Raw genomic sequence first — 23,120 nt, 5'->3', positions numbered from 1 at the left:
CCATGGCACCCACGGCAGACGACACCATCCGCGCGGCGGGCTGCGTCCTGTGGCGTCGCTCCCCGTTCGACGGGGAGTTGGAGATCTGCCTCGTGCACCGGCCGAAGTACGACGACTGGTCGCACCCGAAGGGCAAGCTGAAGCGCGGCGAGGACCCGCTCACGGGGGCGGTCCGCGAGGTGGAGGAGGAGACGGGGTACGTCGCCGCCCCGGGAGCCGCCCTCCCCGCGCTCCGCTACCTCGTCGACGGCCGTCCCAAGGAGGTCCACTACTGGGCGGCCGAGGCGGTGGACGGCCATTTCACGCCGAACCGCGAGGTCGACCGTGTCCTGTGGCTCTCCCCCACGGCGGCCCGTCACCGCCTGACCCAGTCCCGGGACCGCGACCTGGTCGACGCCCTCCCGGACGTGCTGCACCTGGCCTAGGGAATCCTGCTCCCGGCCGAGGAAGACCTTCCGCCCGGTACGTGCCGCCCTCTCCGGCGTGTATGTGCCGGGCGATCACCGTTCCGTACTGCTTTGAGTGGTTCACGACCCAATCTGAATGATTTCGCGCATATGCCTAGAGTTGTCGGTGGGGCCCGAGTTGCCGGAAACCGACCTGTGTCCTCGACGTAAGCGTTCCGTGACCTCACCGCACCGTCCGCAGGGGTTCACCCCCCGTTCACTTATGGCCATCGGCGGCTTCACCTGTTCTGCCTAATTTCGGCCTTACCCGGTGCGGAGCGCCTTCTCGACGGAGCCTCCGCATGACACCGAACCTCGCACGCCGCCAACCTGACGGCGGCTCCTGGAAGGAACTCCCGAAAGTGAAGCTTCAGCGCAAGAACCGGCTTCGCGCCCTCTCGCTCGGTGCTGTCGCCGTCTCCGGCGCCCTGGCCCTCACGGCGTGCGGCTCGGACGACACCGGCAAGGACAACGGTGGCGGCAGCTCTTCGGCGGCCAGCAACAACAGCGCCATCAAGTGCGACGGCGCCAAGGGCCAGCTCCAGGCCTCCGGCTCTTCCGCCCAGAAGAACGCGATCGACGCTTGGGTCAAGGCCTACACGGCCGCCTGCAAGGACGTCCAGATCAACTACAACCCGACCGGTTCGGGCGCCGGCGTCACGGCGTTCACCCAGGGCCAGACCGCGTTCGCCGGTTCGGACTCGCCCCTCAAGCCCGAAGAGGCCACCGCGGCCAAGAAGGCGTGCGGCGGCAACGCGGCGGTCGACCTGCCCATGGTCGGTGGCCCCATCGCCATCGGTTACAACCTCCCGGGTGTCGACAACCTCGTCCTCGACGCCTCGACGATCGCCAAGATCTTCGACGGCAAGATCACGAAGTGGAACGACGACGCGATCGCCAAGCTGAACCCCGACGCGAAGCTTCCCAGCACCAAGATCCAGGCGTTCCACCGCTCGGACGAGTCCGGCACCACGGACAACTTCACCAAGTACCTGAAGGCCGTCGCCCCGTCGGACTGGAAGTACTCGGGCGGCAAGGCCTGGCAGGCGAAGGGCGGCCAGTCCGCTCAGGGCTCCTCCGGCCTCGCCCAGCAGGTGAAGCAGACCGCGGGCGCGATCTCGTACTTCGAGCTCTCCTACGCCGCCGAGGGCATCAGCACCGTCGACCTCAAGACGGAGGCCGCCACCCCGGTCAAGGCCACCGTCGAGAACGCCACCAAGGCGATCTCCACCGCCAAGGTCGCCGGCGTCGGCAACGACCTGGCCCTGGAGCTGAACTACAAGCCGACCGCCGAGGGCGCCTACCCGCTCACGCTGGTCACCTACGAGATCGTCTGCGAGAAGGGCAACAAGGCCGACACCCTGGCCGCCACCAAGTCCTTCCTCAACTACATCGCGAGCGAGGACGGTCAGAAGCTCCTGACCGACGCGCAGTACGCGCCGATCCCCGCCGAGATCATCACCAAGGTTCGTTCCACCGTCTCGAACCTGAGCTGACCCGAGTGTGCGGCCCGCCTCACCGAGGCGGGCCGCACCGTCCGGTGCACCGCCGCCTGGAGCCGCCATCCGGCTCCGCAGACCGGAGACTCACGATGGACATATCGACTCAGAACACTGAAGCGCCTCCCCCCACCCCACCGCGTTCCACCGCCGTGCACAAGCGCACGACCCGTGGCACCACCCGCCCCGGGGACCGTGTCTTCCTCGGCCTCTCCCGCGGGTCCGGCATCCTCCTCCTGGTGATCATGGCCGCCATCGCGGTCTTCCTCACCTACCGCGCCGCCCTCGCGATCAGCAAGGACGACGCGAACTTCCTCACCGCTTTCGAGTGGAACACCAACCTCGAGCCGCCGACCTTCGGCATCGCGGTCCTGGCCTTCGGCACGGTGGTCTCCGCGATCATCGCCATGGCCCTCGCGGTCCCGGTCGCGGTCGGCATCGCGCTGTTCATCACGCACTACGCGCCCCGCAGGCTCGGCGGCCCCATCGCGTACGTGATCGACCTGCTCGCCGCCGTCCCGTCCATCGTGTACGGCCTCTGGGGCGCCATCGTCCTCGTACCGCACATGACCGGCCTGTTCGGCTGGCTCGACCACTACTTCGGCTGGACCGGCATCTTCGAGTGGCAGGGCGGAGCGCCCCGCTCGATGCTCACCGTCGGCATCCTGCTCGCGATCATGATCCTTCCGATCATCACCAACGTGAGCCGCGAGGTCTTCCGCCAGGCGCCGCAGATGCACCAGGAGGCCGCGCTGGCCCTCGGTGCCACGCGCTGGGAGGTCATCCGCATGTCGGTGCTGCCCTTCGGCCGCTCCGGTGTGATCTCCGCGTCGATGCTCGGCCTCGGCCGCGCGCTGGGCGAGACGATGGCCGTCGCCACCGTGCTCTCCCCGACCTTCGACATCAGCGCCAGCCTGCTCGACCCGGGCGGCGGCACGTTCGCGCAGAACATCGCGAGCAAGTTCAACGAGGCCACCACGTTCGGCCAGGACGCCCTGATCGCCTCGGGTCTCGTCCTGTTCGTCATCACTCTGCTGGTCAACGGCGCGGCGCGCGTGATCATCAACCGCCGCAAGGAGTACTCGGGGGCCAACGCATGAGCACCGCACCCCTCATCGACAAGCGCCCCGGCACGCTGCGCGGCGCCAGCCTCCCGAAGTGGTCCCCGTGGGCCATCGCCGCGGGAGCCGTCGCCCTCGCCGTGGGCATCGGTCTGGCCGCGGGGCTCGACAGCAAGGTCCAGTGGGGCCTGATCGCCGCGCTCCTGTTCGTCTTCGGCACGTACGGCATCGCCGCGCGCGTCGAGGGCCGCCGTCAGGCCAAGGACCGTGTCGCCACCAGCCTGGTCTGGGTCTGTTTCATCGTCGCCGTCGTCCCGCTGGCCTCTCTGATCTGGGAGACCGTCAAGCGGGGTGTGAAGGCCTTCGACCTCTACTTCCTCAGCCACTCCATGGGTGTGGTGGCCGACAACGAGCCCGGCGGCGGTATCTACCACGCGCTCCTCGGCACCCTGGAGCAGGTGGGCATCGCGACCCTGATCGCCGTGCCGATCGGTGTGCTCACCGCGATCTACCTCGTCGAGTACGGACGCGGCAAGCTCGCCCGTGCCGTCACCTTCTTCGTCGACGTCATGACGGGTGTCCCGTCGATCGTCGCCGGTCTGTTCATCCTCAGCTTCTGGATCCTGATCCTGGACATGGGCTACTCCGGCTTCGCCGGCGCGCTCGCCCTGTCGATCCTGATGATGCCCGTGGTGGTCCGCTCCACCGAGGAGATGCTCAAGCTCGTCCCGAACGAGCTGCGCGAGGCCTCCCTCGCCCTGGGCGTCCCGAAGTGGCGCACGATCATCAAGGTGGTTCTGCCGACGTCCATCGGCGGTATCACCACGGGTGTGATGCTCGCCGTCGCACGTATCACGGGTGAGACGGCTCCCGTGCTGCTGTTGGTGTGGGGTACGAACTTCATCAACAACAACCCGTTCTCGGGCCCGCAGGCCTCGCTTCCGCTCTACATCTACCGGCAGTACGCCGCCGGAACCGAAGTGGCCTACGACCGGGCCTGGGCAGCGGCACTCGCGCTCATCGCCTTCGTCATGATCCTCAACCTGGCGGCGCGTGGCATCGCGCGCTGGAAGGCACCCAAGACGGGCCGCTGACGCGGCCGATCAGCGACCCGAAACCTTGCGAAAGAAGCAGTGATAGACATGGCCAAGCGCATCGACGTGAGCGGGCTCACCGCCTACTACGGCGCCCACCGGGCGATCGAAGACATCTCCATGACGGTCGAGCCCCGCTCCGTGACGGCCTTCATCGGACCCTCCGGCTGCGGCAAGTCGACCTTCCTGCGCACCCTGAACCGCATGCACGAGGTCACCCCCGGTGGCCGCGTCGAGGGCAAGGTGCTCCTGGACGACGAAGACCTGTACGGCACGGGAGTCGACCCGGTCGCCGTGCGCCGCACCATCGGCATGGTCTTCCAGCGCCCCAACCCCTTCCCCACGATGTCGATCTTCGACAACGTCGCGGCGGGCCTGCGCCTGAACGGCTCCTACAAGAAGTCCGAACTGAGCGACATCGTCGAGAAGTCCCTCAAGGGCGCCAACCTCTGGAACGAGGTCAAGGACCGCCTGAACAAGCCCGGCTCGGGACTGTCCGGCGGTCAGCAGCAGCGTCTGTGCATCGCGCGGGCGATCGCCGTGGAGCCCCAGGTCCTCCTCATGGACGAGCCCTGCTCGGCCCTCGACCCCATCTCCACCCTCGCCATCGAGGACCTGATCGGGGAGCTCAAGGAGCGCTTCACGATCGTCATCGTGACGCACAACATGCAGCAGGCCGCCCGCGTCTCCGACCGCACCGCGTTCTTCAACCTGGCCGCGGTCGGCCAGCCCGGCCGCCTCATAGAGATCGACGACACGGAGCGCATCTTCTCCAACCCGTCGGTCCAGGCCACGGAGGACTACATCTCGGGACGCTTCGGCTGACCGGCCCGTCCTCCCCGAGAACCCTCGCGGTGCTGCATGGCGGTGCCACCGCGAGGAAGAAGAAGGGCCCGCCCCCTGGCTCCCGGGGGGCGGGCCCGATTCTTTGCCCGAACAGTCGGCTACGCCTCTTCCGGAACACGGGGGGCTTCCAGCCCGTCCGGAACGCGGGGGCTTCCAGCCCGTCCGGAGCACGAGGGCTTCAGCCCGTCCGGAGCACGAGGACTTCAGCCCGTCCGGAGCACGAGGACTTCAGCCCGTCCGGCGCTTGAGGACGAGGCCGTCCAGGCCGATCCGGGGGTCCGGGGGCGGAGCCCCCGGGAACAAGGGACGGGCAGGGGCGGAGGGGGCGAAACCCCTCCCCCCGCCCCGGGCGCCGAGCCCTAGAGGAACGCCAGGTTCACGACCCAGAAGCTGGCGGCAGCCACCACCGCGGCGGCCGGCATGGTGATGAACCACCCGAGCACGATGTTCTTGGCGACCCCCCACCGCACGGCGTTCACCCGCTTCGTCGCCCCGACGCCCATGATCGCGGACGTGATGACATGCGTCGTCGAGATCGGCGCCTTGAACAGGAACGCGGTGACGAACATGATCGACGCCCCCGTCGTCTCCGCGGCGAACCCCTGCGGCGGATCGAGCTCGATGATCTTCCGACCCAGCGTCCGCATGATGCGCCACCCACCCGCGTAGGTGCCGAGCGACAGCATCACCGCACAGGCGATCTTCACCCACACCGGGATCGGGTCGTCGGCGCTCTGCACGTCACCGATGACGAGGGCCATCACCACGATGCCCATCGTCTTCTGCGCGTCCTGGAGACCGTGACCGAGCGCCATGCCGGCCGCCGACACGGTCTGGGCTATCCGGAACCCGCGCTTGGCCTTGTGCGGGTTGGCCCTGCGGAAGATCCACATGATCGCGCACATGACCAGGTAGCCGACGATCAGACCGACGATCGGCGACAGGAACATCGGGATGACGATCTTGTCGAGGACGCCGGACCAGAGAACGGTCGTACCCCCCGCGAGCGCCGCCCCCACGAGCCCGCCGAACAACGCGTGCGAGGAGGACGACGGTAGCCCGAAGTACCAGGTGATGAGGTTCCAGACGATCGCCCCGATGAGCGCGGCGAAGAGGATGCCCATCCCCTTGCCGCCCTCGGGCGTCTCGATCAGCCCCTTGCTGACGGTGTGCGCGACACCACTGCCGAGGAAGGCGCCCGCGAGGTTCATCACGGCGGCCATGGCGAGCGCGGCCCGCGGGGTCAGTGCCCGCGTGGACACCGACGTGGCGATGGCGTTCGCCGAGTCGTGGAAGCCGTTCGTGTACGTGAATCCGAGCGCGACACCGATGGTCACGATCAGCGCGAAGGTGTCCACGAAGCCTCAGGACTCCTTGACCGCGATGGTCTCCACGGTGTTCGCCACGTGTTCGAACGCGTCGGCCGCTTCCTCCAGCACGTCCACGATCTGCTTGAGCTTCAGCACCTCGATGGCGTCGTACTTGCCGTTGAAGAGATGGGCGAGCAGCTTGCGGTGGATCTGGTCGGCCTGGTTCTCCAGACGGTTGACCTCGATCCAGTACTCGGTGAGGTTGTCCATGGTGCGCAGGTTCGGCATGGCCTCCGCGGTCAGCTCCGCGGCCCGGGCCAGCACCTCGATCTGCTGCTCGACGCCCTTGGGCAGTTCCTCGATGTTGTAGAGGACGACCAGGTCGACGGCCTCCTCCATGAAGTCCATGATGTCGTCGAGGGACGAGGCGAGGTTGTAGATGTCCTCGCGGTCGAACGGCGTGATGAAGGAGGAGTTCAGCTGGTGGAAGATCGCGTGCGTCGCGTCGTCACCGGCGTGTTCCGCTGCCCGCATACGCTCTGCGATCTCGGCCCGGGCGGAGGCGTCCGCCCCAAGCAGTTCCATCAGGAGTTTCGAGCCGGTGACGATGTTGTCCGCGGACGCGGAGAACATGTCGTAGAAGCTCGTCTCCCTGGGGGTCAGACGAAAGCGCACTTGGGGTCCTCGGGGTGCTTCGGTTCGGTCAGGCTGATGCTAGGCGCATCATCCGGCCACGGCTAATGGGCCGTCCCCCAGTGTCGCCCATCGGGCACAGTGATCAGCACAGGGTCCGGTTCCGGCTTCGGGCAAGGGCTCCATACCCAGCAAAGTTCGATACCATATACCCACCAGGGGTATCAGTTGGCGGGAGGACGCGATGACGACCACAGAGGCCGGCGCGACGGCACCCTCCGGCGAGACCGAGGCCGTCGAGGGACCTGCCGGAGGGACCCCGGAGGCCGTGACGGATCACGACCGCGGGATCCACGGCTACCACAAGCAGAAGGACGAGCACCTCAAGCGTCTGCGCCGTATCGAGGGCCAGATCAGGGGCCTGCAGCGCATGGTCGACGAGGACGTCTACTGCATCGACATACTCACCCAGGTGTCGGCCTCCACGAAGGCGCTGCAGTCCTTCGCGCTCCAGCTCCTGGAGGAGCACCTGCGCCACTGCGTCGCGGACGCGGCCCTCAAGGGCGGCGACGAGATCGACGCGAAGGTCGAGGAGGCGACCAAGGCGATCGGCCGGCTGCTGCGCACCTGACCCGGACCGGGCCGGCCGCCGAAGGGACACGGTTGCGGCCGTCCGCGCATTCCGTTTCCGCGCGGCGGGAGGTGACCTATGTCTCCCGCGCGCCCCGTTCATGGGCGCGTTCTTCGGCCACTTTCAGCACCTCGTCGATACTCTCAAGACTGAGCCGGTCCTCGTGGGCGGCCGAGGCCGCGATGATCAGCTCCCCGCACAGCTCGATCTCGGCGAGGGCCACGTGGTCCTGAACTGCCGTACCGCCGACCGGAGCCACGTGCATCACCTCTTCCTGCCGTCACCGACTTCCTAGAGTAGGGAGCGGCCTACACACCGCGCATGGCACGGAAGGGCCATTTCCGGCCCCTCCCTGGAAGCTACTGTTCCGCGATCTTCCCGGCGAAAATGTCCCGCGGGCGCGGCAGCCGTACGTCGGCGGGCACCCCGAAGTCGTACAGCAGCGTCGTCGAGGCGACGGCCACCGTGCCCTTCTGGTGGCCGTTGACGAAGCTGAACCGGTGCCGGACCTTGCGCAGCCGGCCCTGCTCGTCGAGGTAGGCGTCGAACGGCACCTCCGCGGTGGCGAACCCTTTCGCCGCCGCCTTCAGCGCGGACCGCTGCCCCTTCGAGGCGCCACTGGCGGCGACGTGCAGGTCGGCGGTCCCGCGGTAGTGCCGCACCCGTGTCCCGGCCACCTCCGTCTCCTCCACGAAGGTCGCCGTCCGCGCCCCGCGCAGCAGTTCCGCCGCCGCGTACGGGTCGGTGGCGCCGCCCGTCACCAGGTTCCCGTCGGAGAGCCCGGCCGTGTCCACGCGGACCCATTTGTCCACGGGCACCCCCGCGCCGCGGTTCTTCATGAACAGGGCTCCGGGCGCGAGCAGCTCGGTGATCGGCCGGTGCTCGGCCGCCCCGGCGGGATCCTGCGGCAGCAGCACCTTGAGCTCGCCCTGCTGCTTCCTGAAGTCGTACACGCCCTGCCCGCGGATGGTGACCCGGGTCCCGCCGGTGGCCATCTCCATGGACGTACGGGCCTTGGCGCTGCCCGCGCGCTCCAGGGTGGCGGCGGCCCGGTGCAGCGCCTCGACGGTGCCGGAGCCGGTCCGGGCGTCGTCTGCGGCGGCACCTCCGCCCGCGCATCCCGTGGCACACACGGCCAGTCCCGCCGTCACGGCCGCGACGACCAGCAGGCCGGTCCGCCCTTCCGTCTGAGCCACCTGCGCCACCATCGCCTCGCCGACCCCCAGCCGGTCCGTCCCGGGCCCTCCCTGTCGTTCCGGTTAACGACGGGTAGGGGCGACCGTCACGCGGCTCCCGTCCATTCACTTGCCTTGGGTAACGTTGTCGGCGTGGCGCAGCAGGACGACGACGGCCCTTTCCCCGAACACCGCACGACGACGGTCGAACAGGGCCGCTTCTGTGTGGCCCGGTGCACCTGCGGCTGGAGAGGCCCCGCGCGCCGTGCGCGCAGTCTGGCCCGGACGGACGCGGAGATCCATTCCGAGGACGTGCTCGGCCGGGGCGCGCTGTAGCCGTTCTGCGACGTCCGCGCGTGGAACCCCGGGGCCCGGTGGCCCGTCTCGTTCCACGGAACCCACAGGAGGCGCACATGCAACGGCGTACGTTCATCGGCGGAGCCACCGCCGTACTCGCGGCGGCGGCGACGTCCGCGTGCAACGGCGGCGACAGCGGCGACACCAAGGCGGCGGGCGCCTCCGAGAGCGCCGCCACCGGCACGTCCGTCCGCACGGCCCCCACCAGCACCCACGCGGCCGCGAACTGGACCGCCCTGTCCAGGGAACTGGACGGTGCGCTGATCCGCCCCGGCGACCGCAGCTGGCCGACCGCCCACCAGCTGTACAACACGCGCTTCGACGGGCTGAAGCCCGCGGCCGTCGCGTACGTCGCGCACGCGGACGACATCCGCACCACCATGGACTACGCCCGCGCGCACGGCATCAAGGTGTCGATCCGCAACGGCGGCCACTCGTACGCCGGCTGGTCCTCCGGCAACGGCCGCCTGGTGATCGACGTCTCCAAGCTGAACAAGATCCGGGCGTCGGGGAACGAGGCGGTGGTCGGCGCCGGTTCCAAGCTGATCGACGTCTATCGCGCGCTGGCCGCCAAGGGCGTCACCATTCCCGCGGGTTCCTGCCCCACCGTGGGCGTCTCCGGGCTGACCCTGGGCGGCGGCCACGGGGTGGTGTCGCGGGCGTACGGGCTGACCTGCGACAGTCTCACGCAGGCCACGCTGATCACCGCCGACGGAAAGCAGCTCACCGCGAACGCCACGGACCACAAGGACCTGTTCTGGGCCCTGCGCGGCGCCGGCAACGGCAACTTCGGCGTCGTCACCGAACTGCGCTTCAAGACCCACCCGGCCCCGCAGGGCGTCTCGGCCTACATGACCTGGCCGTGGGCCAAGGCCGCCGCCGTGCTGAAGGCGTGGCAGGAGTGGGGCCCGGACCAGCCCGACGAGATCTGGTCGTCGTGCCACCTCGCCAACGCTGCGGGCGGCACCCCCACGGTGTCCGTGGCCGCGTTCTCGCTCGGCACCTACGGCGAACTCCAGAACGCCGTGGACCGGCTGGCCGACCGCATCGGTGCCCCGGCACGCACCGTCTCCCTCAAGAGGCGTTCGTACGAGGAGTCGATGGAGGTGTACGCGGGCTGCTCCTCCTTCCCGACGGACGCGCAGTGCCACCTGCCGGGTTCGACGCCGGGCCGCAGCCCGCAGGGCGCTCTCGGCCGTGAGACCTACGCGGCGCGTTCGGACTTCTTCGACCGTTCGATCCCGGCCGCAGGCGTCCAGGCGCTGCTGAACCAGATATCCGGTGTCCGCGGTGGCGCGGGCAGCATCGCGCTGACGGCGCTGGGCGGCGCCGTGAACCGGGTGTCGCCCACGGCCACCGCCTTCGTGCATCGCCGTTCACGGATGCTCGCGCAGTACATCGTCTCCTGGCGGGCGGGCACCTCCGGCACCACGGCGCAGTCCTGGCTGGGCACCGCGCACTCCGCCATGGGCCGGTACGCCTCCGGCGCCGCCTACCAGAACTACACGGACGCCACCCTCACCGACTGGCGCAAGGCGTACTACGGCGACGCGGCGACCCGGCTCACGGCCCTGAAGAAGCAGTACGACCCGCAGCACTTCTTCTCCTTCCCGCAGGCGCTCTGACCTGCGGGAAGAAAAGAGGCTCCGGAGGGGGAGAGGGGCTCCGGCGCGGGCCCGTGCCCCCGCCGGGGACGCGGCTACGCGGCGAGGTCCCGCTCCTCGGACCGCTCCGTCCGCGATCCCGGGATCAGCGCGTCGTGCCCGGTGCGCCCCGTGCCCCGGGCACGGATCAGCAGGCCGGCGCGCGGCGAGCGGTCCACCGCCTTCATCACCGGGGTGAGCAGCGCCATGGCCAGGGGAGACAGCAGCAGGGCGACCGCGGTGCCGAGGGCGAAGCCGCCGACGACGTCCGTCGGGTAGTGCACACCCATGTAGACCCGGCAGAAACCTTCGAGCAGGGCGAGCCCGATCCCCAGGAGCCCGAACCTGCGGTTCGCGACGAACAGGGCGACGCCCATCGCCATGGTGAGCGTGGCGTGGTCGCTGACGAAGGAGTAGTCGGTCTTGCCGGAGACGAGGACGTCCAGGCCCTGGTGATCGACGAAGGGTCTGGGCCGCTCGACGAAACCTCGTATCGGCACGTTCACCAGGACGGCGATGCCCGCCGCGAGCGGTGCCCACACGAGGGCCGCCACGGAGGACGCGGCGGAGTCGTCACCGCGGCGCCGCACCGTCCACCAGCACCACAGCACGAGCAGGACCATGCCGAGCAGCAGTCCGTACTCGCCGACGAACTCCATGATCCGGTCGAACCAGTGGGGTGCATCCTTGGCCAGGCCATTGATGTCGTAGAGCAGGTCGACGTCGGGGTTCGAACCGGATTCGGCGAGTCCAGCCATGGTGCTGCGGCCCCTTCGTCGTCTTTCCCGCGAGCGCGCCCTTTCGCGCGCCCGCTCGATCCACCCCCGTGGTCGTAGAAACCGCCGGAACCCGTACCCGGCCCGGCGCTACATGAAAAGGAACGCACAGTCCCCTCTACTACGTTCCACCCTCCACGGAATGATCACGCAGACGTTATCGAAGAGAGACACATCGCCGCAGCTCAGGGGGTGGGTTCATACAGTAGTCGGCAATGCTTTCGCGCCATCTTCGGTCACTCGGGTCGCCCCGAAGTAATCGGGGGTGTCGACGGGGTCGAAGCGGATCACGGCCCCCGGACGGGGCGCGTCGATCATGTATCCGCCGCCCACGTAGATACCCACGTGACGGATGGCCCGGGAGTCGGTCGGGTCGTCCGAGAAGAAGACCAGATCGCCGGGGAGCAGCTCCGAGCGCCTGGGGTGCGGACCCGCGTTGTACTGATCGTTGGCGACCCGCGGGAGGGTGACGCCCACGCTCTCGTACGCGGCCTTGGTGAGCCCCGAGCAGTCGAAGCGTCCGCCCTGGTCGGACGTGCCGTTGCCGCCCCACAGATAGGGCGTGCCGAGCTTCTTCTGCGCGTAGGTGATGGCCGCCGCGGCCTGCCTGGAGGGGTCGACGCGGGTCACCGGCGCGGCGAAGCTCTTCGCCAGCGTGGTGATCGTCTTCACGTAGTTCCGGGTCTCCTTGTACGGCGGTACGCCGCCGTACTTGATGACCGCGTAGGCACCCGCGTTGTAGGCGGCGAGCATGTTCTCCGTGACGCTCCCCGGCGCGTCCTTCACGTACGAGGCGAGCTGGCAGTCGTACGAGGCGGCCGATGGAATCGCGTCATTCGGGTCCCATACGTCGCGGTCGCCGTCACCGTCGCCGTCGACTCCGTGCGTGGCCCAGGTCCCCGGAATGAATTGCGCTATCCCTTCCGCTTTCGCCGGACTCCTGGCATTCGGATTGAATCCGCTCTCCTGGTACAACTGGGCGGCCAGCAGTGCCGGATTGATGGCGCCGCACAGGTTTCCCCACTTCTGTACGAGGGTCCGGTACGCGGCGGGCACGGAACCCTTGGCGAGGCCGACGGAGCCCCCGCCGATACCGTTGGCCAGGTTGCCCGCGACCATGTAGACGCCGACGACGAGCAGCATCACGAAGCTGAGCGCGGCCCCGACGGCAGCGGTCGCTACGATCCATGCCTTACGCACCGTCAACCGCCCCTCGTCGCCCAGGAGTCCGCCGACGTCAGTGTAGAGGCGGGCACCGTGCGGCGGGACGATCACACACGAGGAGAAACCGCACGTGGCGACCCCGCCTCCGCACCCGAACGCGCCCCAGGGCAACCCCACTGCCCCGCAAGGCGGTTACGCGCCGAACGGGGCGCCGGCACATGGCCAGAACGCGTACGCGCAGAACCCGTACGCCCAGGGCCCGCACCCACAGAACCCCTACGCGCAGGGTCCGTACGCCCAGAACGCGGCCTACGCCGCACCGGGCGCCGCACAGACCCCGCACCCCCCGCACGGACAGAATCCGTTCGCCGCGTACGGACAGAACCCGTTCGCCCCCGCGGGCGGCCACGACCCGGCGGTCGCCCCGCCCCTCACCCCCGGCTGCCGCATATGTGCCGCGCAGCCGGCCGGCGACATGACCGTCCGCCAGCACACGGGGCTGCTCGTCGCGATGCGGTTCTCCAAGATGGAGGGCCCGTTCTGCCGCTCCTGCGCCACCGCGATCCACCGGGAGATGACGACCAAGACCCTGGCGGGCGGCTGGTGGAGCCCGGTGTCCCTGGCGCTGTTCACCCCGCTCACCCTGTTGTGGAACCTCTATGTCCGTACGCGGATCCGCAAGCTGCCGCACCCGACGACGCCCTCGCCGACCGGTGTGGTCATGGACCAGGGCAAGCCGGTCCTCCAGCGCCCGCTGGCCTACGTCGTCCTGCTCCTGCCGGCGCTCTGGCTCGCCGCGTACCTCTTCAACGAGATGTCGGGCTAGGACGGTTCGCCGGACCGGACCGGCGCGGCCGCCGCGCGGTACAGGGCCGCGGCCTCGCTGCGCAGGACGACGCTGAACGACACGTCGTCGGTGGCCCCGCCCTGCTGGTGGCCGCCGATGACACCGACGACCTCGCCGTCACCGTTCACCCAGGGGCTGCCGCTGGTCCCGCCCGCGAAACCGGGGCAGGTGATGCGTTGCTGGGTGCGGCCGCGGGCGGTCGGCTTGTCGGTGCAGGTGAGGGGCGCGTCGAGGGCGCCGGGGTAGCCGGTGACAGTGACGGCGGTGGCCCCGGTGGCGCGGCCCGCCGCGAAGGCGTTGCCGCCCACGACGTCCTCGATCCCCTTGCCGCCCTTGTCGGCGACGACGGCGAAGGCGACGTCGCTGTCCTCGTCCTGCCCGCTCCTCCAGCCGTCGCCGAAGTACGCCCTCTGCACGTTCCACAGCCCGTACGGCGCCCTGCCGTCCCGGTAGCCCGGCGCGAACACCGGCATTCCGCCGCCGCCGAGGCAGTGCGCGGCGGTCACGGTCAGGTCGTGCGCCGCGCTGCGCACCACGGACGCCGTGCAGAAGTGCCGTCCGCCCGGCCCTCCGCTGAAGAGCGCCCCCACCCGCGCGCTCTGCGGGGTCGCCGCGGCCCGCACGGTCACACCGAACGGCCCGGGCCCGTCGTCGGCCGCCGCCAGGGACGAGGAGGTCGCCGCCAGCAGCGCGAAGGAGCCCAGCAGCGCGTACCGGCGGGGTGCGGCGAGACCTGCGATGCGCTTCATCGCACCCCACCCTGCCCGAGACGGAGGGGAAAACCCCGGGTCCGCGCCAGGAATTCATCCAGGAACCCGCGACAGGCACGCACGTCCGGCGCCGGGATTCCGTCCGTGGGCGAGCGCGGCGCCGGGATTCCGTCCGTGGGCGAGCGCGGGGCCGGGCGGCCCCGCTCCGCGGTGATTCCACCGGACCGCGCGGCCCCGTCCCCGTCTCCGTGCCGGGGTGGCCCTCACTCCGGCGCGGTCCCTCCGTAGGCGGCGGCGGTGCGGTCCGCGGCCGCACGCGCGGCGGCCTCGTCCTCGCCCGCGGCCACGTTCGCCTCGTACCAGCTCTCGCTGCTCTCCCTCACGAAGCGGCGGCCCTCCTCGGACGCGAGCCACGCCGTGCCCTCCTTCGGGTCCAGCGCGTCGCCGGGAGCGCCGAGATGGCGGGCCAGGCCCATGATGCCGAGGTCCCAGCCGACACCGACGGCACCGGGGCCGTACTCCGCCCAGCGTTCGTCGTCGACGTGGGCGATGTGCTGGAGCACGAAACGGGTGCCGCCCTCCGGCTCCTCGGCCAACAGGACCTCGATCCAGCTGACCTCACCGCCGAACTCCCAGGTCGCGGCGAAGCTCAGGGGCGGTTCGCACCGCTCGACGACGCCGCCCGCGTTCCCCTCCAGCTGGTACCGGCCGCCGAGCCGGAGTTCGCCCGTGACGGGCAGGAACCACCGCGGGATGCGTTCGGCGTTGGTGCAGGCGTCCCAGACGTCCTCGACGGTCGCGCCGTACGTCTGGCCCACCGTCACCACCCTTGCGCTGCGCCCCTGGTACTCCCGCGCGCCGACCTGTCGCCGTACGGCGTCGATCTGTTGGGTGACGTCGAACATGGGGCGCTCCTCGCAACCGATCCGTCACCGCCACCGGGACTTTTCCCGGGACGGCCTCCCGCCTCCTGCGCCCCTACCCGCCCCGGGACCGGGAGCCAGCACCCAGACGCCCATTCGGCCCCATGGCCCGCCCCCTCGGGCCTCGACCCGGCCCGTTCCTCCGCGCGGCACGGCGGGCGTTAGCCTGTGCCTCGTCCGGGGCCGTCGGCCGGCGTCCACCTCCCGCAGACACGGCGACCCGGGGAACATCGGCTCGACGACCTGTCAGAAACGGGCGGCGCGCGCGGTGTACGTACGGGAAGGGCGGAGCGTGCGCTTCGTAGAAGGGGTTAACGACGGAACCACACGACAGGTTCCGCATCGACTTCATTGCCCGGCGTGACCTGCCGTGATACACAGAGTGACCATACGGCCCTTCGTATACCGCCCCGCACCCCCGTGAGGGGCTCGCGCGGGGCGGCGGCAAGGTATTCGTACGAAACCCGCCAATCAATGACGCCAAGTCGACATACGACGGCACCATTGTCGGCGAGAATGGGCCCGACCTCTGCGCAGTGGCAGGGGGTGCAGAACTACCCACTAGGGGCGGTGACTTACATGCTTTTCGCAGCCGACAAGGGCGACATCACCACAATCATCGGCGGGATCGCTCCGGACTGGGGCCCCTTCGGCAGCCTCGGCAACGAGGCGAAGGTGATGATCGAGGTCGTGATGGCGGTCGCCATCCTGCTCTGCCTCGGCATCGCGATCTGGGGCGCGGCCAAGCAGCGCATCGGCGCCACCGCTCTCCGCGACACCTTCAGCGCCGAACAGGGCAAGGGCCTCATCATCGCGGGCCTCACCGGAGTCTTCATCATCGGATCCCTCGGCACGCTCTTCACCATCGTGTACGGCATGGCCGTGTAAGGGGTGCGGGACACCCCTGAGCCATGCCCGGCCGGGCGCGCCCGGACCTCCCTCCCCTCCGACCCACCCGTCCGTCGTGCCCACCGGCTGAGGTTGCGTTTCCCTGATGTCGAGTCACCACACCGCGCCCGCGCGGGAACCAGCACGGCTACCGTCGTACTACTTGGTTCAGCGAGAGGTTGAGGGGGCGTACCCGACATGAGTCCCGGTGACGAACCCGGCTACGGCGACACCTCCCATGGCGAGGACCGGGGGTACGGCGGCTCCGGCCAGACCCGTACCCGGCTCCCCGACCGCACGGGGGACGTCTACGGCGGGGCGCGGCGCGGCCGCGGGTCCTCCTCCCGGAGCCTGGTCACGGTCGTCGGCGTCGTCGTGCTGCTCATCGCCGCGATCGCCTTCGCGAACCGCGGCGGGGACGACTCCTCCTCCGGGAACGGCGACGGCGACAAGGCCGGAACGTCGCCCACGGCGGCCTCCGGCGACCGCCCGGTGGACACGCGGACCTCAGGCATCCCCTCGGGGTACGCGCACAACGCCCGGGGGGCGCAGAGCGCTGCGGCGAACTATGCGGTGGCGCTGGGCTCGACCGACATGTTCAGCAAGGCCAGGCGGGACCAGATCCTCTCGACCATCATCACCCCGTCCCGGGTGAGCGAGTTCGAGGCGACACTGGACAAGGCGTACACCCCACAGTTCAACAAGAACGTCGGGCTGAACGAGGACGGCTCGGCGCCCAAGGGCTACACGTTCGTCTCCCGGACAAGCCCCATCGGCACCAAAGTCACCGAGTCCTCCAGCGACAACGCAACCGTCGAGGTCTGGTGCGGTGGCCTGCTCGGCCTGGCGGGCCAGAACTCCACGAACCCTGTCACCAGCAGCTGGTTCACCATCACCATGCAGCTGGAGTGGACCGGTGACGACTGGAAGATCGTCTCGCATTCCCAGAAGGACGGCCCCGCGCCCGTGCCGGGGGACGACCGCGCCTCCGGCGCCGATGAAATCGCGAAGGCCGTGGAGGAGTACGGAGGGTTCACGTATGCCCGCTAATCACCGCGTACTCAAGCTCACCGCAGCCGTCGGTGCCGTACAGGCCACGGTGCTGCTGCTCGCCACACGGGCCGTCGCAGCACCGACACCGTCGCCGTCGAAGAGCAGCGACCCCTGCGGCCTCATCCACGGGCCGGCCAAGAACTACTGCGAAGGCGACAGCGGCAGCAACAAGACGGGCGGGACCCTCGACCCGACCGGCACGCTCGACCCCCTCTCCTCGCTGGCCAAGGGCTGCGCCGACGCCGCCGCGTGGACCATCGACAAGCTCTCCGCCGCGGTCAACGACACGGCGAACGTCGACTTCACGAACCCCAAGTTCCTCCAGCAGTACGCCGTCGTCTTCGCGGCGTCGACGATCCTCACCCTGTTGCTGTGGCTGCTGGCCGTGGCGAAGAGGGCGGTGCGAGGCGTCCCCCTCACCACCGCGCTGTCGGAGGCGATCGGGTTCCTGTGGCTGACGGTGCTGGCGAGCGCCTTCACCCCGCTGATCCTCTACACGGTCGTGTCGGCCACCGACGGGGTCACGGACGTCCTCGCCAAGACGACCGGCAACCAGACGGACACGTTCTTCGGGACGTTCTCCGGCGCCCTGGACAAGGGCGAGAACATCGGCGGCGGGCCCATCATGCTCATCGTCGTGTCGCTGGTGTCGATCCTCGCCGCGGGCGTGCTGTGGCTGGAGCTCGTCATCAGGGCCGCCCTCCTCTACGTGGGCGCCCTGCTCGGCACCGTCGTCTACGCGGGCCTCGTCGACAAGAACCTGTGGGGCCATGTCCGCCGCTGGGCGGGCATCATGATCGCGGTGATCCTGGTGAAGCCGGTGATCGTGATCGTGCTGGGTCTCGCGGGCGCGCTGTCCACCGACAGCGGCCCGGACGCCTTCTCCGCCGTGGTCTCCGGCCTCGCCATCATCCTGCTCGCCATCTTCGCCAGCGCGATGATCTACCGCTTCGTCCCCGGCTTCGGCGACGAGATCGCGAACTCCCGCAGCAACCGCATCATGCAGGGCGCCGAGGGCAAGGCCGCGGCCGTCATCAGCTCGCCCGCGACCCTGGTCGCGCAGGGCATCAAGACCCACAGCACCCGCGCCGACAACAACAACCGCGGCGGCAGCGGCGCAAGCCAGCAGCCCCGCCCCTCCAATCCCGCGTCCGGCGGTGTGGCCGCGCACAGCACGCGCACCTCGAACGGAGGCGGCGGATCTGTCCCCTCCGCCGCACCCCCACCGCGCAGCAGCCCGGCCAACACCCCGCACGCGAGCAACAGCCGCAACAGCAGTACCAACCGCACGGGAGGTGAAGGGCGTTGACGACCGAGTCCCACATGTCCCATCCGGTCACGCCCCGCCGTACATATCTGATCGGCCGTGCCCGGCCGAACGCGATCGTCGGCCGGAACCGCGAGTCCGGCGAGATCGCGCTGATCATCGCGGGCGCGTTCCTCGGCATGATGTGCGGCCTGCTCGTCCCCGTACTGTCCTTGCGGATCGTGCTGCTGATGGGCTTCCCGCTGCTGGCGCTCGCGGCCGTGTACGTCCCGTACAAGCGCCGCACGTTCTACAAGTGGTTCGAGATCAACCGCAGTTACAAGCGCACCCTGCGCCAGGGCACCACGTACCGCAGCAATGTGATGGAGGCGGGCACGGCGCTCGACGGGCGCGAGGTCGAGATCGGGCCGCCGCCCGGCATCGGGCGGATCTCCTGGCTCGCGGCGCCCTTCGGACCCGACGAGATCGCCGTGCTGCTGCACGCCGACCGCCGCACGGTGACCGCGGCCATCGAGATCGAGGGGCCGGGCGTCGGCCTGCGCGACAGCGAGGACCAGGAGGCCCTCGTCGACCGTTTCGGCACCCTCCTGAAGCACGTGGCGAACGGCGACGGCTTCGTCACCCGCCTCCAGATGCTCGCCCGCACCCTCCCGGCCGACCCGGACGCGCACGCCAAGGACGTCGCCGTACGCGGTGACGAGCGCGCCCCGGGCTGGCTCCAGCAGTCGTACGACCAGCTCCAGTCCATGGTGTCCACCAGCAGCGAGCAGCACCGGGCGTACCTCGTCGCCTGCATGCACTACTCGCGTGAACTGGCCGCCGAGGCCCAGGCGATGGCACGGGCGGCCCGCCCGCAGAGCGGCCGCAAGCTGGACCGGGACGCGGGGCTCGCGGTCGTCATGGCACGCGAACTGACCGACATCTGCTCGCGTCTGCAGGAGGCCGACATCCGGGTGCGGCAGCCGCTCGGCCAGGGGCGGCTCGCCTCCCTGGTGCACTCGATGTACGACCCCGACCACCCCATCGACCACATCCAGGCGATGACGAAGCGCAACGCCTGGCCGGCCGAGCTGGACGCCATGGAGCCCACCTACCTCCAGGCGAAGACCCGCGAGTCCTCGACCCGCGCGCCCTGGTGCCACTCCACGGCCTGGGTGAAGGAATGGCCCATGACGCCGGTGGGCGTCAACTTCCTCGCCCCGCTCCTCGTGCACACCCCGGACGTCATCCGCACCGTCGCCGTCACCATGGACCTCGAACCCACCGAGGTCGCCATCGAGCGGATGCTGACCGAGAAGACGAACGACGAGGCCGAGGCCAGCCGCGCCGCCAAGATGAACCGGACCGTGGACCCGCGTGACATCGCCTCGCACAACCGCCTCGACCAGCGCGGCGAGGACCTCGCGAGCGGCGCCGCGGGCGTGAACCTGGTCGGTTACATCACCGTCTCCGCCCGCTCCCCCGAGGCCCTCGCCCGCGACAAGCGCACCATCCGCGCCTCCGCCGGCAAGTCGTACCTGAAGCTGGAGTGGTGCGACCGCGAGCACCACCGCGCCTTCGTCAACACGCTGCCGTTCGCCACCGGAATCCGCAGGTAGGGGCTGATGTTCTGATGCGGGATCCGCTCTCCGTCCTCACCGACGCCTTCACGTCCTTCCTCTTCGGCAAAGTCGAGACGACCCGTCTGCCCGTCCGCACGTCCACGGGCCAGGCCCAGGCGGTCTACCTGCCGACCGCGGCACCCGGCCTCGGCGACTCCGGCGTCATCATCGGCCGCGAGGTGTACTCCGGGAAGGGCTACATCTACGACCCCTTCCAGCTGTACGGGCAGCAGCTGCCGGCGCCGCACTGGCTCGTCCTCGGCGAGTCCGGCAACGGCAAGTCCGCGCTGGAGAAGACGTACGTCCTGCGGCAGTTGAGGTTCCGCGACCGGCAGGTCGTGGTCCTGGACGCGCAGGGCGAGGACGGGGTCGGCGAGTGGAACCTCATCGCCGAGGAGCTGGGAATAACTCCCATCCGGCTCGACCCCACGGCGGCCCTGGACCACGGCATCCGCCTCAACCCGCTCGACCCGGCGATCACCACGACCGGCCAGCTCGCGCTGCTCCGGACGATCATCGAGGTCGCGATGGGCCACGGCCTCGACGAGCGGTCCGGCTTCGCCCTGAAGGTCGCGCACGCCTATGTGAACGAGACCATCGTCGAGCGCCAGCCGGTGCTGACCGACATCGTGGAGCAGCTGCGCCACCCCGAGCCGGAGTCCGCCGAGGCGATGAACGTCGCCATAGACGACGTACGGGCCTGGGGACTGGACGTCGCCCTGGTCCTGGACCGCCTGGTCGACGGTGACCTGAGGGGCATGTTCGACGGCCCGACGACGGTCGGCATCGACCTCGACGCGCCCCTCATCGTCTTCGACCTGTCGCACATCGACCGGAACTCCATCGCCATGCCGATCCTGATGGCGATCGTCGGCGTGTGGCTGGAGCACACCTGGATCCGGCCGGACCGCAAGAAGCGCATCTTCCTGGTGGAGGAGGCGTGGCACATCATCAACAGCCCCTTCGTGGCCCAGCTGTTCCAGCGGCTGCTGAAGTTCGGCCGGCGACTGGGCCTGTCCTTCGTGGCGGTGGTGCACCACCTGTCCGACGTGGTCGACGGCGCTGCGGCGAAGGAGGCCGCGGCGATCCTGAAGATGGCGTCCACCAGGACGATCTACGCCCAGAAGGCGGACGAGGCACGGTCGACGGGCAGAGTCCTCGGCCTGCCCAGGTGGGCGGTCGAGATCATCCCGACGCTGACGCCGGGCATCGCCGTCTGGGACGTCAACGGCAACGTCCAGGTGGTCAAGCACCTCATCACCGAGACCGAGCGCCCTCTCGTCTTCACGGACCGGGCCATGACCGAGTCCTCCGCCGACTTCCTCTCCGACGACGCGCTGCGCGCCGCCGAACTGGAGGCGGAGGAACGGGCGGCGGCCTTCGTGGAGCAGCATCTGGCCGATCTGGACGGCTCCTCCGAGTCCACGGTGGCGTGAGATGAGACAGGACCGGCACGACCACCGGCGTGAGGGCGAGGGGGGCATCCCCGACGGGCTGCTGATCGGGGTGCTGGCCTTCCTCCTCGGCATGACGCTGATGGTGTGGACGGCGACGGGGCTCGCGGGCCGGCTGGCGCGGGGCGCCTGGCCGGACGCGGTCACCTTCACCCGGACGCCGCTGGCCATGCGGCATCTGATCGGCCGGCCGCACGACATCGTCGGCGCCTGGCCGGACACCCCCGCCGGACAGCTGTCCGGGTACGGGCTCTTCTGGGGCCTGTTCATCGGGCAGTTGATGGTCCTGCTCGTCCTGACCGTGTTCGTGATGGGCACGGTCGCGAGATGGCGTGCGGGCCGGGCCCGGCGCCGCGCCGAGGCGGCCTCGGGCGTCACGGAGGCGTCCTACGACGCCGGCAGGACGGCGCCTGCGGGAGGCCTGGGCGAGGCCGTGGCGGGCCCGCACCGCGGCGGGACGGAGGCGGCCGGCACGGCGACCGTTCCGCCCGCCGGAGCGGAGCGGGCGGCGTCGTCACCCGCTTCCTACGCGGTGGGCGGAGAGCACCTCGGCGGACCGGATGCGGCGCGCGCCGCGGCCTCCCGGCCCATAGCGGACCCCCCGCCGGCGGCATCGACGGCCACGGTCTCCGCCGCGGTCGCCGACCGTACGGGCCGTGCAGGCACGGGCCGTGAAGAGCGGAGCGACCGGGAGAGACCGCCCGCCACGGGCCCGCTCGTCCTGGCTCCCGCCGACTCCCGCCACCTCACCGCGACACAGGCCGTACGGGACGCCGAGGGCCCCGTCCTGGTCGTCACGTCGAATCCCCGGACCTGGTCGGAGACCAAGGACGCGCGCGCCAAGCTCGGCCCCGTCCTCCTCTACGACCCCACGCACCTGTGCGACACCCCGGCCCGCCTCCACTGGTCCCCCTCGACGGGCTGCGAGGACAAGGCGACCGCGGTGGCCAGAGCCGTCGCCCTGCTCGCCCCGGTGCGCCCCACCGCCAAGATGGACCAGCCGATGGCCGACGTCGCCGAAACGCTCCTGCGGAGCTATCTGCACGCCGCCGCCGTGGAGGGCAAGGCCTTCCGCCACGTCCACCGCTGGGCGCAGGGCACCCAGGTGCAGGACGCCGTACGAGTCCTGCGCACCAACCCGAAGGCCGCGCCCGGCTCCGCCGGTGAACTGGAGGCCGCTCTCACCTCGCACCCCGAACGACGTGACATCGCCCAGGAGTTGACGTCCCGCGCGCTGGCCTCGCTCTTCACGGTCAACATCCGCGAATCCTGCACCGCGAACCGAAATGACAGCCTCGCCTTGGATTCCTTCGTCAACGAAGGGGGCACGCTTTATGTGGTCGGTGAACCCATCGAGGACCCCAAGGCGAAGCCCGGCGCGATGCCGCTCCTGACGGCCCTCGCCTCAAGCGTGGTCGAGCGCGGCCGGCGCATGGCCGAACGGTCATCCTCCGGTCGCCTCGACCCACCAATCACCCTCGTCCTGGACGACGTCGCGGCCGTGGCACCGCTCCCCCAGCTCCCGGAGCTGCTGACCGGCGGAGCCGACCGCGGCCTGCCGACCCTGGCCCTGCTCCGCTCCCGTGAGCAACTCCGCGCCCGCTGGCCGCACCACGACGGAGCCTTCTGATCCCGTCGTGGGGGGGGGGGGGGGGGGCGCCCCCCCGCCCCCCCCCCCCGCCGCCGCCCCCCCCCCCCCCCCCCCCCCCCCCCCCCCCCCCCCCCCCCCCCCCCCCCCGTAC

23 protein-coding genes are annotated in these 23,120 nt (G+C 70.1%); 15 read left to right on the top strand and 8 right to left on the bottom strand.

Features of this window, described 5'->3' with window-relative positions; translation table 11 throughout:
• Window positions 1-2: 2 nt before the first annotated feature.
• The 5 genes from ACZ4IF_RS17390 (at window position 3) to pstB (ending at window position 4,925) form a co-directional block, all read left to right on the top strand.
• Window positions 3-425, top strand: a complete 423-nt coding sequence (locus ACZ4IF_RS17390; protein ID WP_467563768.1) for an NUDIX hydrolase — start codon at window positions 3-5, stop codon at window positions 423-425.
• A 383-nt stretch (window positions 426-808) separates the two neighbouring features.
• The gene (pstS, locus tag ACZ4IF_RS17385; protein WP_467564275.1) at window positions 809-1,942 is read left to right on the top strand and encodes a phosphate ABC transporter substrate-binding protein PstS; all 1,134 of its coding nucleotides are present in this window, start codon (window positions 809-811) and stop codon (window positions 1,940-1,942) included.
• A gap of 95 nt (window positions 1,943-2,037) precedes the next feature.
• The gene (gene pstC / locus ACZ4IF_RS17380) at window positions 2,038-3,045 is read left to right on the top strand and encodes a phosphate ABC transporter permease subunit PstC (protein WP_467563766.1); all 1,008 of its coding nucleotides are present in this window, start codon (window positions 2,038-2,040) and stop codon (window positions 3,043-3,045) included.
• Entirely contained in the window at window positions 3,042-4,100 is a 1,059-nt protein-coding gene (gene pstA / locus ACZ4IF_RS17375; protein ID WP_467563764.1) for a phosphate ABC transporter permease PstA, read from the top strand. Before pstC ends, pstA begins: the two co-directional genes overlap by 4 nt.
• Window positions 4,101-4,148: 48 nt before the next feature.
• On the top strand, window positions 4,149-4,925 hold the full coding sequence (gene pstB, locus ACZ4IF_RS17370) for a phosphate ABC transporter ATP-binding protein PstB (protein ID WP_467563762.1): 777 nt from the start codon (window positions 4,149-4,151) through the stop codon (window positions 4,923-4,925).
• 380 nt (window positions 4,926-5,305) lie between these two features.
• Here pstB and ACZ4IF_RS17365 read toward each other — a convergent pair whose 3' ends face one another.
• Window positions 5,306-6,304 (bottom strand): inorganic phosphate transporter, encoded by a 999-nt coding sequence (locus tag ACZ4IF_RS17365; RefSeq protein ID WP_359488850.1) that lies wholly within the window; start codon window positions 6,302-6,304, stop codon window positions 5,306-5,308.
• Between the two features lie 6 nt (window positions 6,305-6,310).
• On the bottom strand, window positions 6,311-6,931 hold the full coding sequence (locus tag ACZ4IF_RS17360; RefSeq protein ID WP_359488852.1) for a DUF47 domain-containing protein: 621 nt from the start codon (window positions 6,929-6,931) through the stop codon (window positions 6,311-6,313).
• A gap of 202 nt (window positions 6,932-7,133) precedes the next feature.
• Here ACZ4IF_RS17360 and ACZ4IF_RS17355 point away from each other — a divergent pair, with 202 nt between their 5' ends.
• Complete coding sequence (locus ACZ4IF_RS17355) at window positions 7,134-7,520, top strand: metal-sensitive transcriptional regulator (protein WP_467563759.1); 387 nt, start codon at window positions 7,134-7,136, stop codon at window positions 7,518-7,520.
• A gap of 76 nt (window positions 7,521-7,596) precedes the next feature.
• Here the strand turns inward: ACZ4IF_RS17355 and ACZ4IF_RS17350 are convergent, their stop codons facing one another.
• Both ACZ4IF_RS17350 and ACZ4IF_RS17345 read right to left on the bottom strand, forming a co-directional pair.
• On the bottom strand, window positions 7,597-7,785 hold the full coding sequence (locus ACZ4IF_RS17350) for a hypothetical protein (protein WP_359488856.1): 189 nt from the start codon (window positions 7,783-7,785) through the stop codon (window positions 7,597-7,599).
• Window positions 7,786-7,879: 94 nt separating this feature from the next.
• Window positions 7,880-8,728: an SCO4651 family lipoprotein gene (locus ACZ4IF_RS17345; RefSeq protein ID WP_467563757.1), complete on the bottom strand. Its 849-nt coding sequence runs from the start codon at window positions 8,726-8,728 to the stop codon at window positions 7,880-7,882.
• A 120-nt stretch (window positions 8,729-8,848) separates the two neighbouring features.
• On the opposite strand from ACZ4IF_RS17345, the gene ACZ4IF_RS17340 reads away from it, so the two are divergent.
• Both ACZ4IF_RS17340 and ACZ4IF_RS17335 read left to right on the top strand, forming a co-directional pair.
• A complete protein-coding gene (locus tag ACZ4IF_RS17340) occupies window positions 8,849-9,031 on the top strand; it encodes a hypothetical protein (protein ID WP_095935238.1) in 183 nt (60 codons plus the stop codon).
• A 77-nt stretch (window positions 9,032-9,108) separates the two neighbouring features.
• On the top strand, window positions 9,109-10,677 hold the full coding sequence (locus ACZ4IF_RS17335; RefSeq protein WP_467563755.1) for an FAD-binding oxidoreductase: 1,569 nt from the start codon (window positions 9,109-9,111) through the stop codon (window positions 10,675-10,677).
• 74 nt (window positions 10,678-10,751) lie between these two features.
• Here ACZ4IF_RS17335 and ACZ4IF_RS17330 read toward each other — a convergent pair whose 3' ends face one another.
• Together ACZ4IF_RS17330 and ACZ4IF_RS17325 are read right to left on the bottom strand one after the other, a co-directional pair.
• On the bottom strand, window positions 10,752-11,453 hold the full coding sequence (locus ACZ4IF_RS17330) for a phosphatase PAP2 family protein (protein WP_467563753.1): 702 nt from the start codon (window positions 11,451-11,453) through the stop codon (window positions 10,752-10,754).
• A gap of 216 nt (window positions 11,454-11,669) precedes the next feature.
• Window positions 11,670-12,677: a C40 family peptidase gene (locus ACZ4IF_RS17325; protein ID WP_467563751.1), complete on the bottom strand. Its 1,008-nt coding sequence runs from the start codon at window positions 12,675-12,677 to the stop codon at window positions 11,670-11,672.
• 88 nt (window positions 12,678-12,765) lie between these two features.
• On the opposite strand from ACZ4IF_RS17325, the gene ACZ4IF_RS17320 reads away from it, so the two are divergent.
• Window positions 12,766-13,461: a hypothetical protein gene (locus ACZ4IF_RS17320; RefSeq protein WP_467563749.1), complete on the top strand. Its 696-nt coding sequence runs from the start codon at window positions 12,766-12,768 to the stop codon at window positions 13,459-13,461.
• Here the strand turns inward: ACZ4IF_RS17320 and ACZ4IF_RS17315 are convergent.
• Both ACZ4IF_RS17315 and ACZ4IF_RS17310 read right to left on the bottom strand, forming a co-directional pair.
• On the bottom strand, window positions 13,458-14,231 hold the full coding sequence (locus tag ACZ4IF_RS17315; RefSeq protein WP_467563747.1) for a trypsin-like serine peptidase: 774 nt from the start codon (window positions 14,229-14,231) through the stop codon (window positions 13,458-13,460). The two genes, ACZ4IF_RS17320 and ACZ4IF_RS17315, sit on opposite strands and share 4 nt — an antisense overlap.
• Window positions 14,232-14,455: 224 nt before the next feature.
• Window positions 14,456-15,097, bottom strand: coding sequence for an SRPBCC family protein (locus ACZ4IF_RS17310; protein WP_467563745.1), 642 nt, complete (start codon window positions 15,095-15,097; stop codon window positions 14,456-14,458).
• A 597-nt stretch (window positions 15,098-15,694) separates the two neighbouring features.
• On the opposite strand from ACZ4IF_RS17310, the gene ACZ4IF_RS17305 reads away from it, so the two are divergent.
• The 6 genes from ACZ4IF_RS17305 (at window position 15,695) to ACZ4IF_RS17280 (ending at window position 23,008) form a co-directional block, all read left to right on the top strand.
• Window positions 15,695-16,003: a hypothetical protein gene (locus ACZ4IF_RS17305; RefSeq protein ID WP_028804304.1), complete on the top strand. Its 309-nt coding sequence runs from the start codon at window positions 15,695-15,697 to the stop codon at window positions 16,001-16,003.
• A 198-nt stretch (window positions 16,004-16,201) separates the two neighbouring features.
• Window positions 16,202-17,053: a DUF8175 domain-containg protein gene (locus tag ACZ4IF_RS17300; RefSeq protein WP_467563742.1), complete on the top strand. Its 852-nt coding sequence runs from the start codon at window positions 16,202-16,204 to the stop codon at window positions 17,051-17,053.
• On the top strand, window positions 17,043-18,365 hold the full coding sequence (locus tag ACZ4IF_RS17295) for a hypothetical protein (protein ID WP_467563740.1): 1,323 nt from the start codon (window positions 17,043-17,045) through the stop codon (window positions 18,363-18,365). Before ACZ4IF_RS17300 ends, ACZ4IF_RS17295 begins: the two co-directional genes overlap by 11 nt.
• Before the next feature lie 14 nt (window positions 18,366-18,379).
• Window positions 18,380-19,921 (top strand): SCO6880 family protein, encoded by a 1,542-nt coding sequence (locus ACZ4IF_RS17290; protein WP_095935245.1) that lies wholly within the window; start codon window positions 18,380-18,382, stop codon window positions 19,919-19,921.
• Window positions 19,922-19,935: 14 nt separating this feature from the next.
• Window positions 19,936-21,360 (top strand): ATP-binding protein, encoded by a 1,425-nt coding sequence (locus ACZ4IF_RS17285; RefSeq protein ID WP_028804300.1) that lies wholly within the window; start codon window positions 19,936-19,938, stop codon window positions 21,358-21,360.
• A 1-nt stretch (window position 21,361) separates the two neighbouring features.
• Entirely contained in the window at window positions 21,362-23,008 is a 1,647-nt protein-coding gene (locus ACZ4IF_RS17280; protein ID WP_467563738.1) for a type IV secretory system conjugative DNA transfer family protein, read from the top strand.
• The last annotated feature ends 112 nt before the right edge of the window (window positions 23,009-23,120 follow it).

Source organism: Streptomyces sp. NPDC025784 (genome assembly GCF_055558435.1).
Note: the sequence above shows the minus strand (reverse complement) of the source record. Positions and strands in the feature narration are given on the sequence as shown.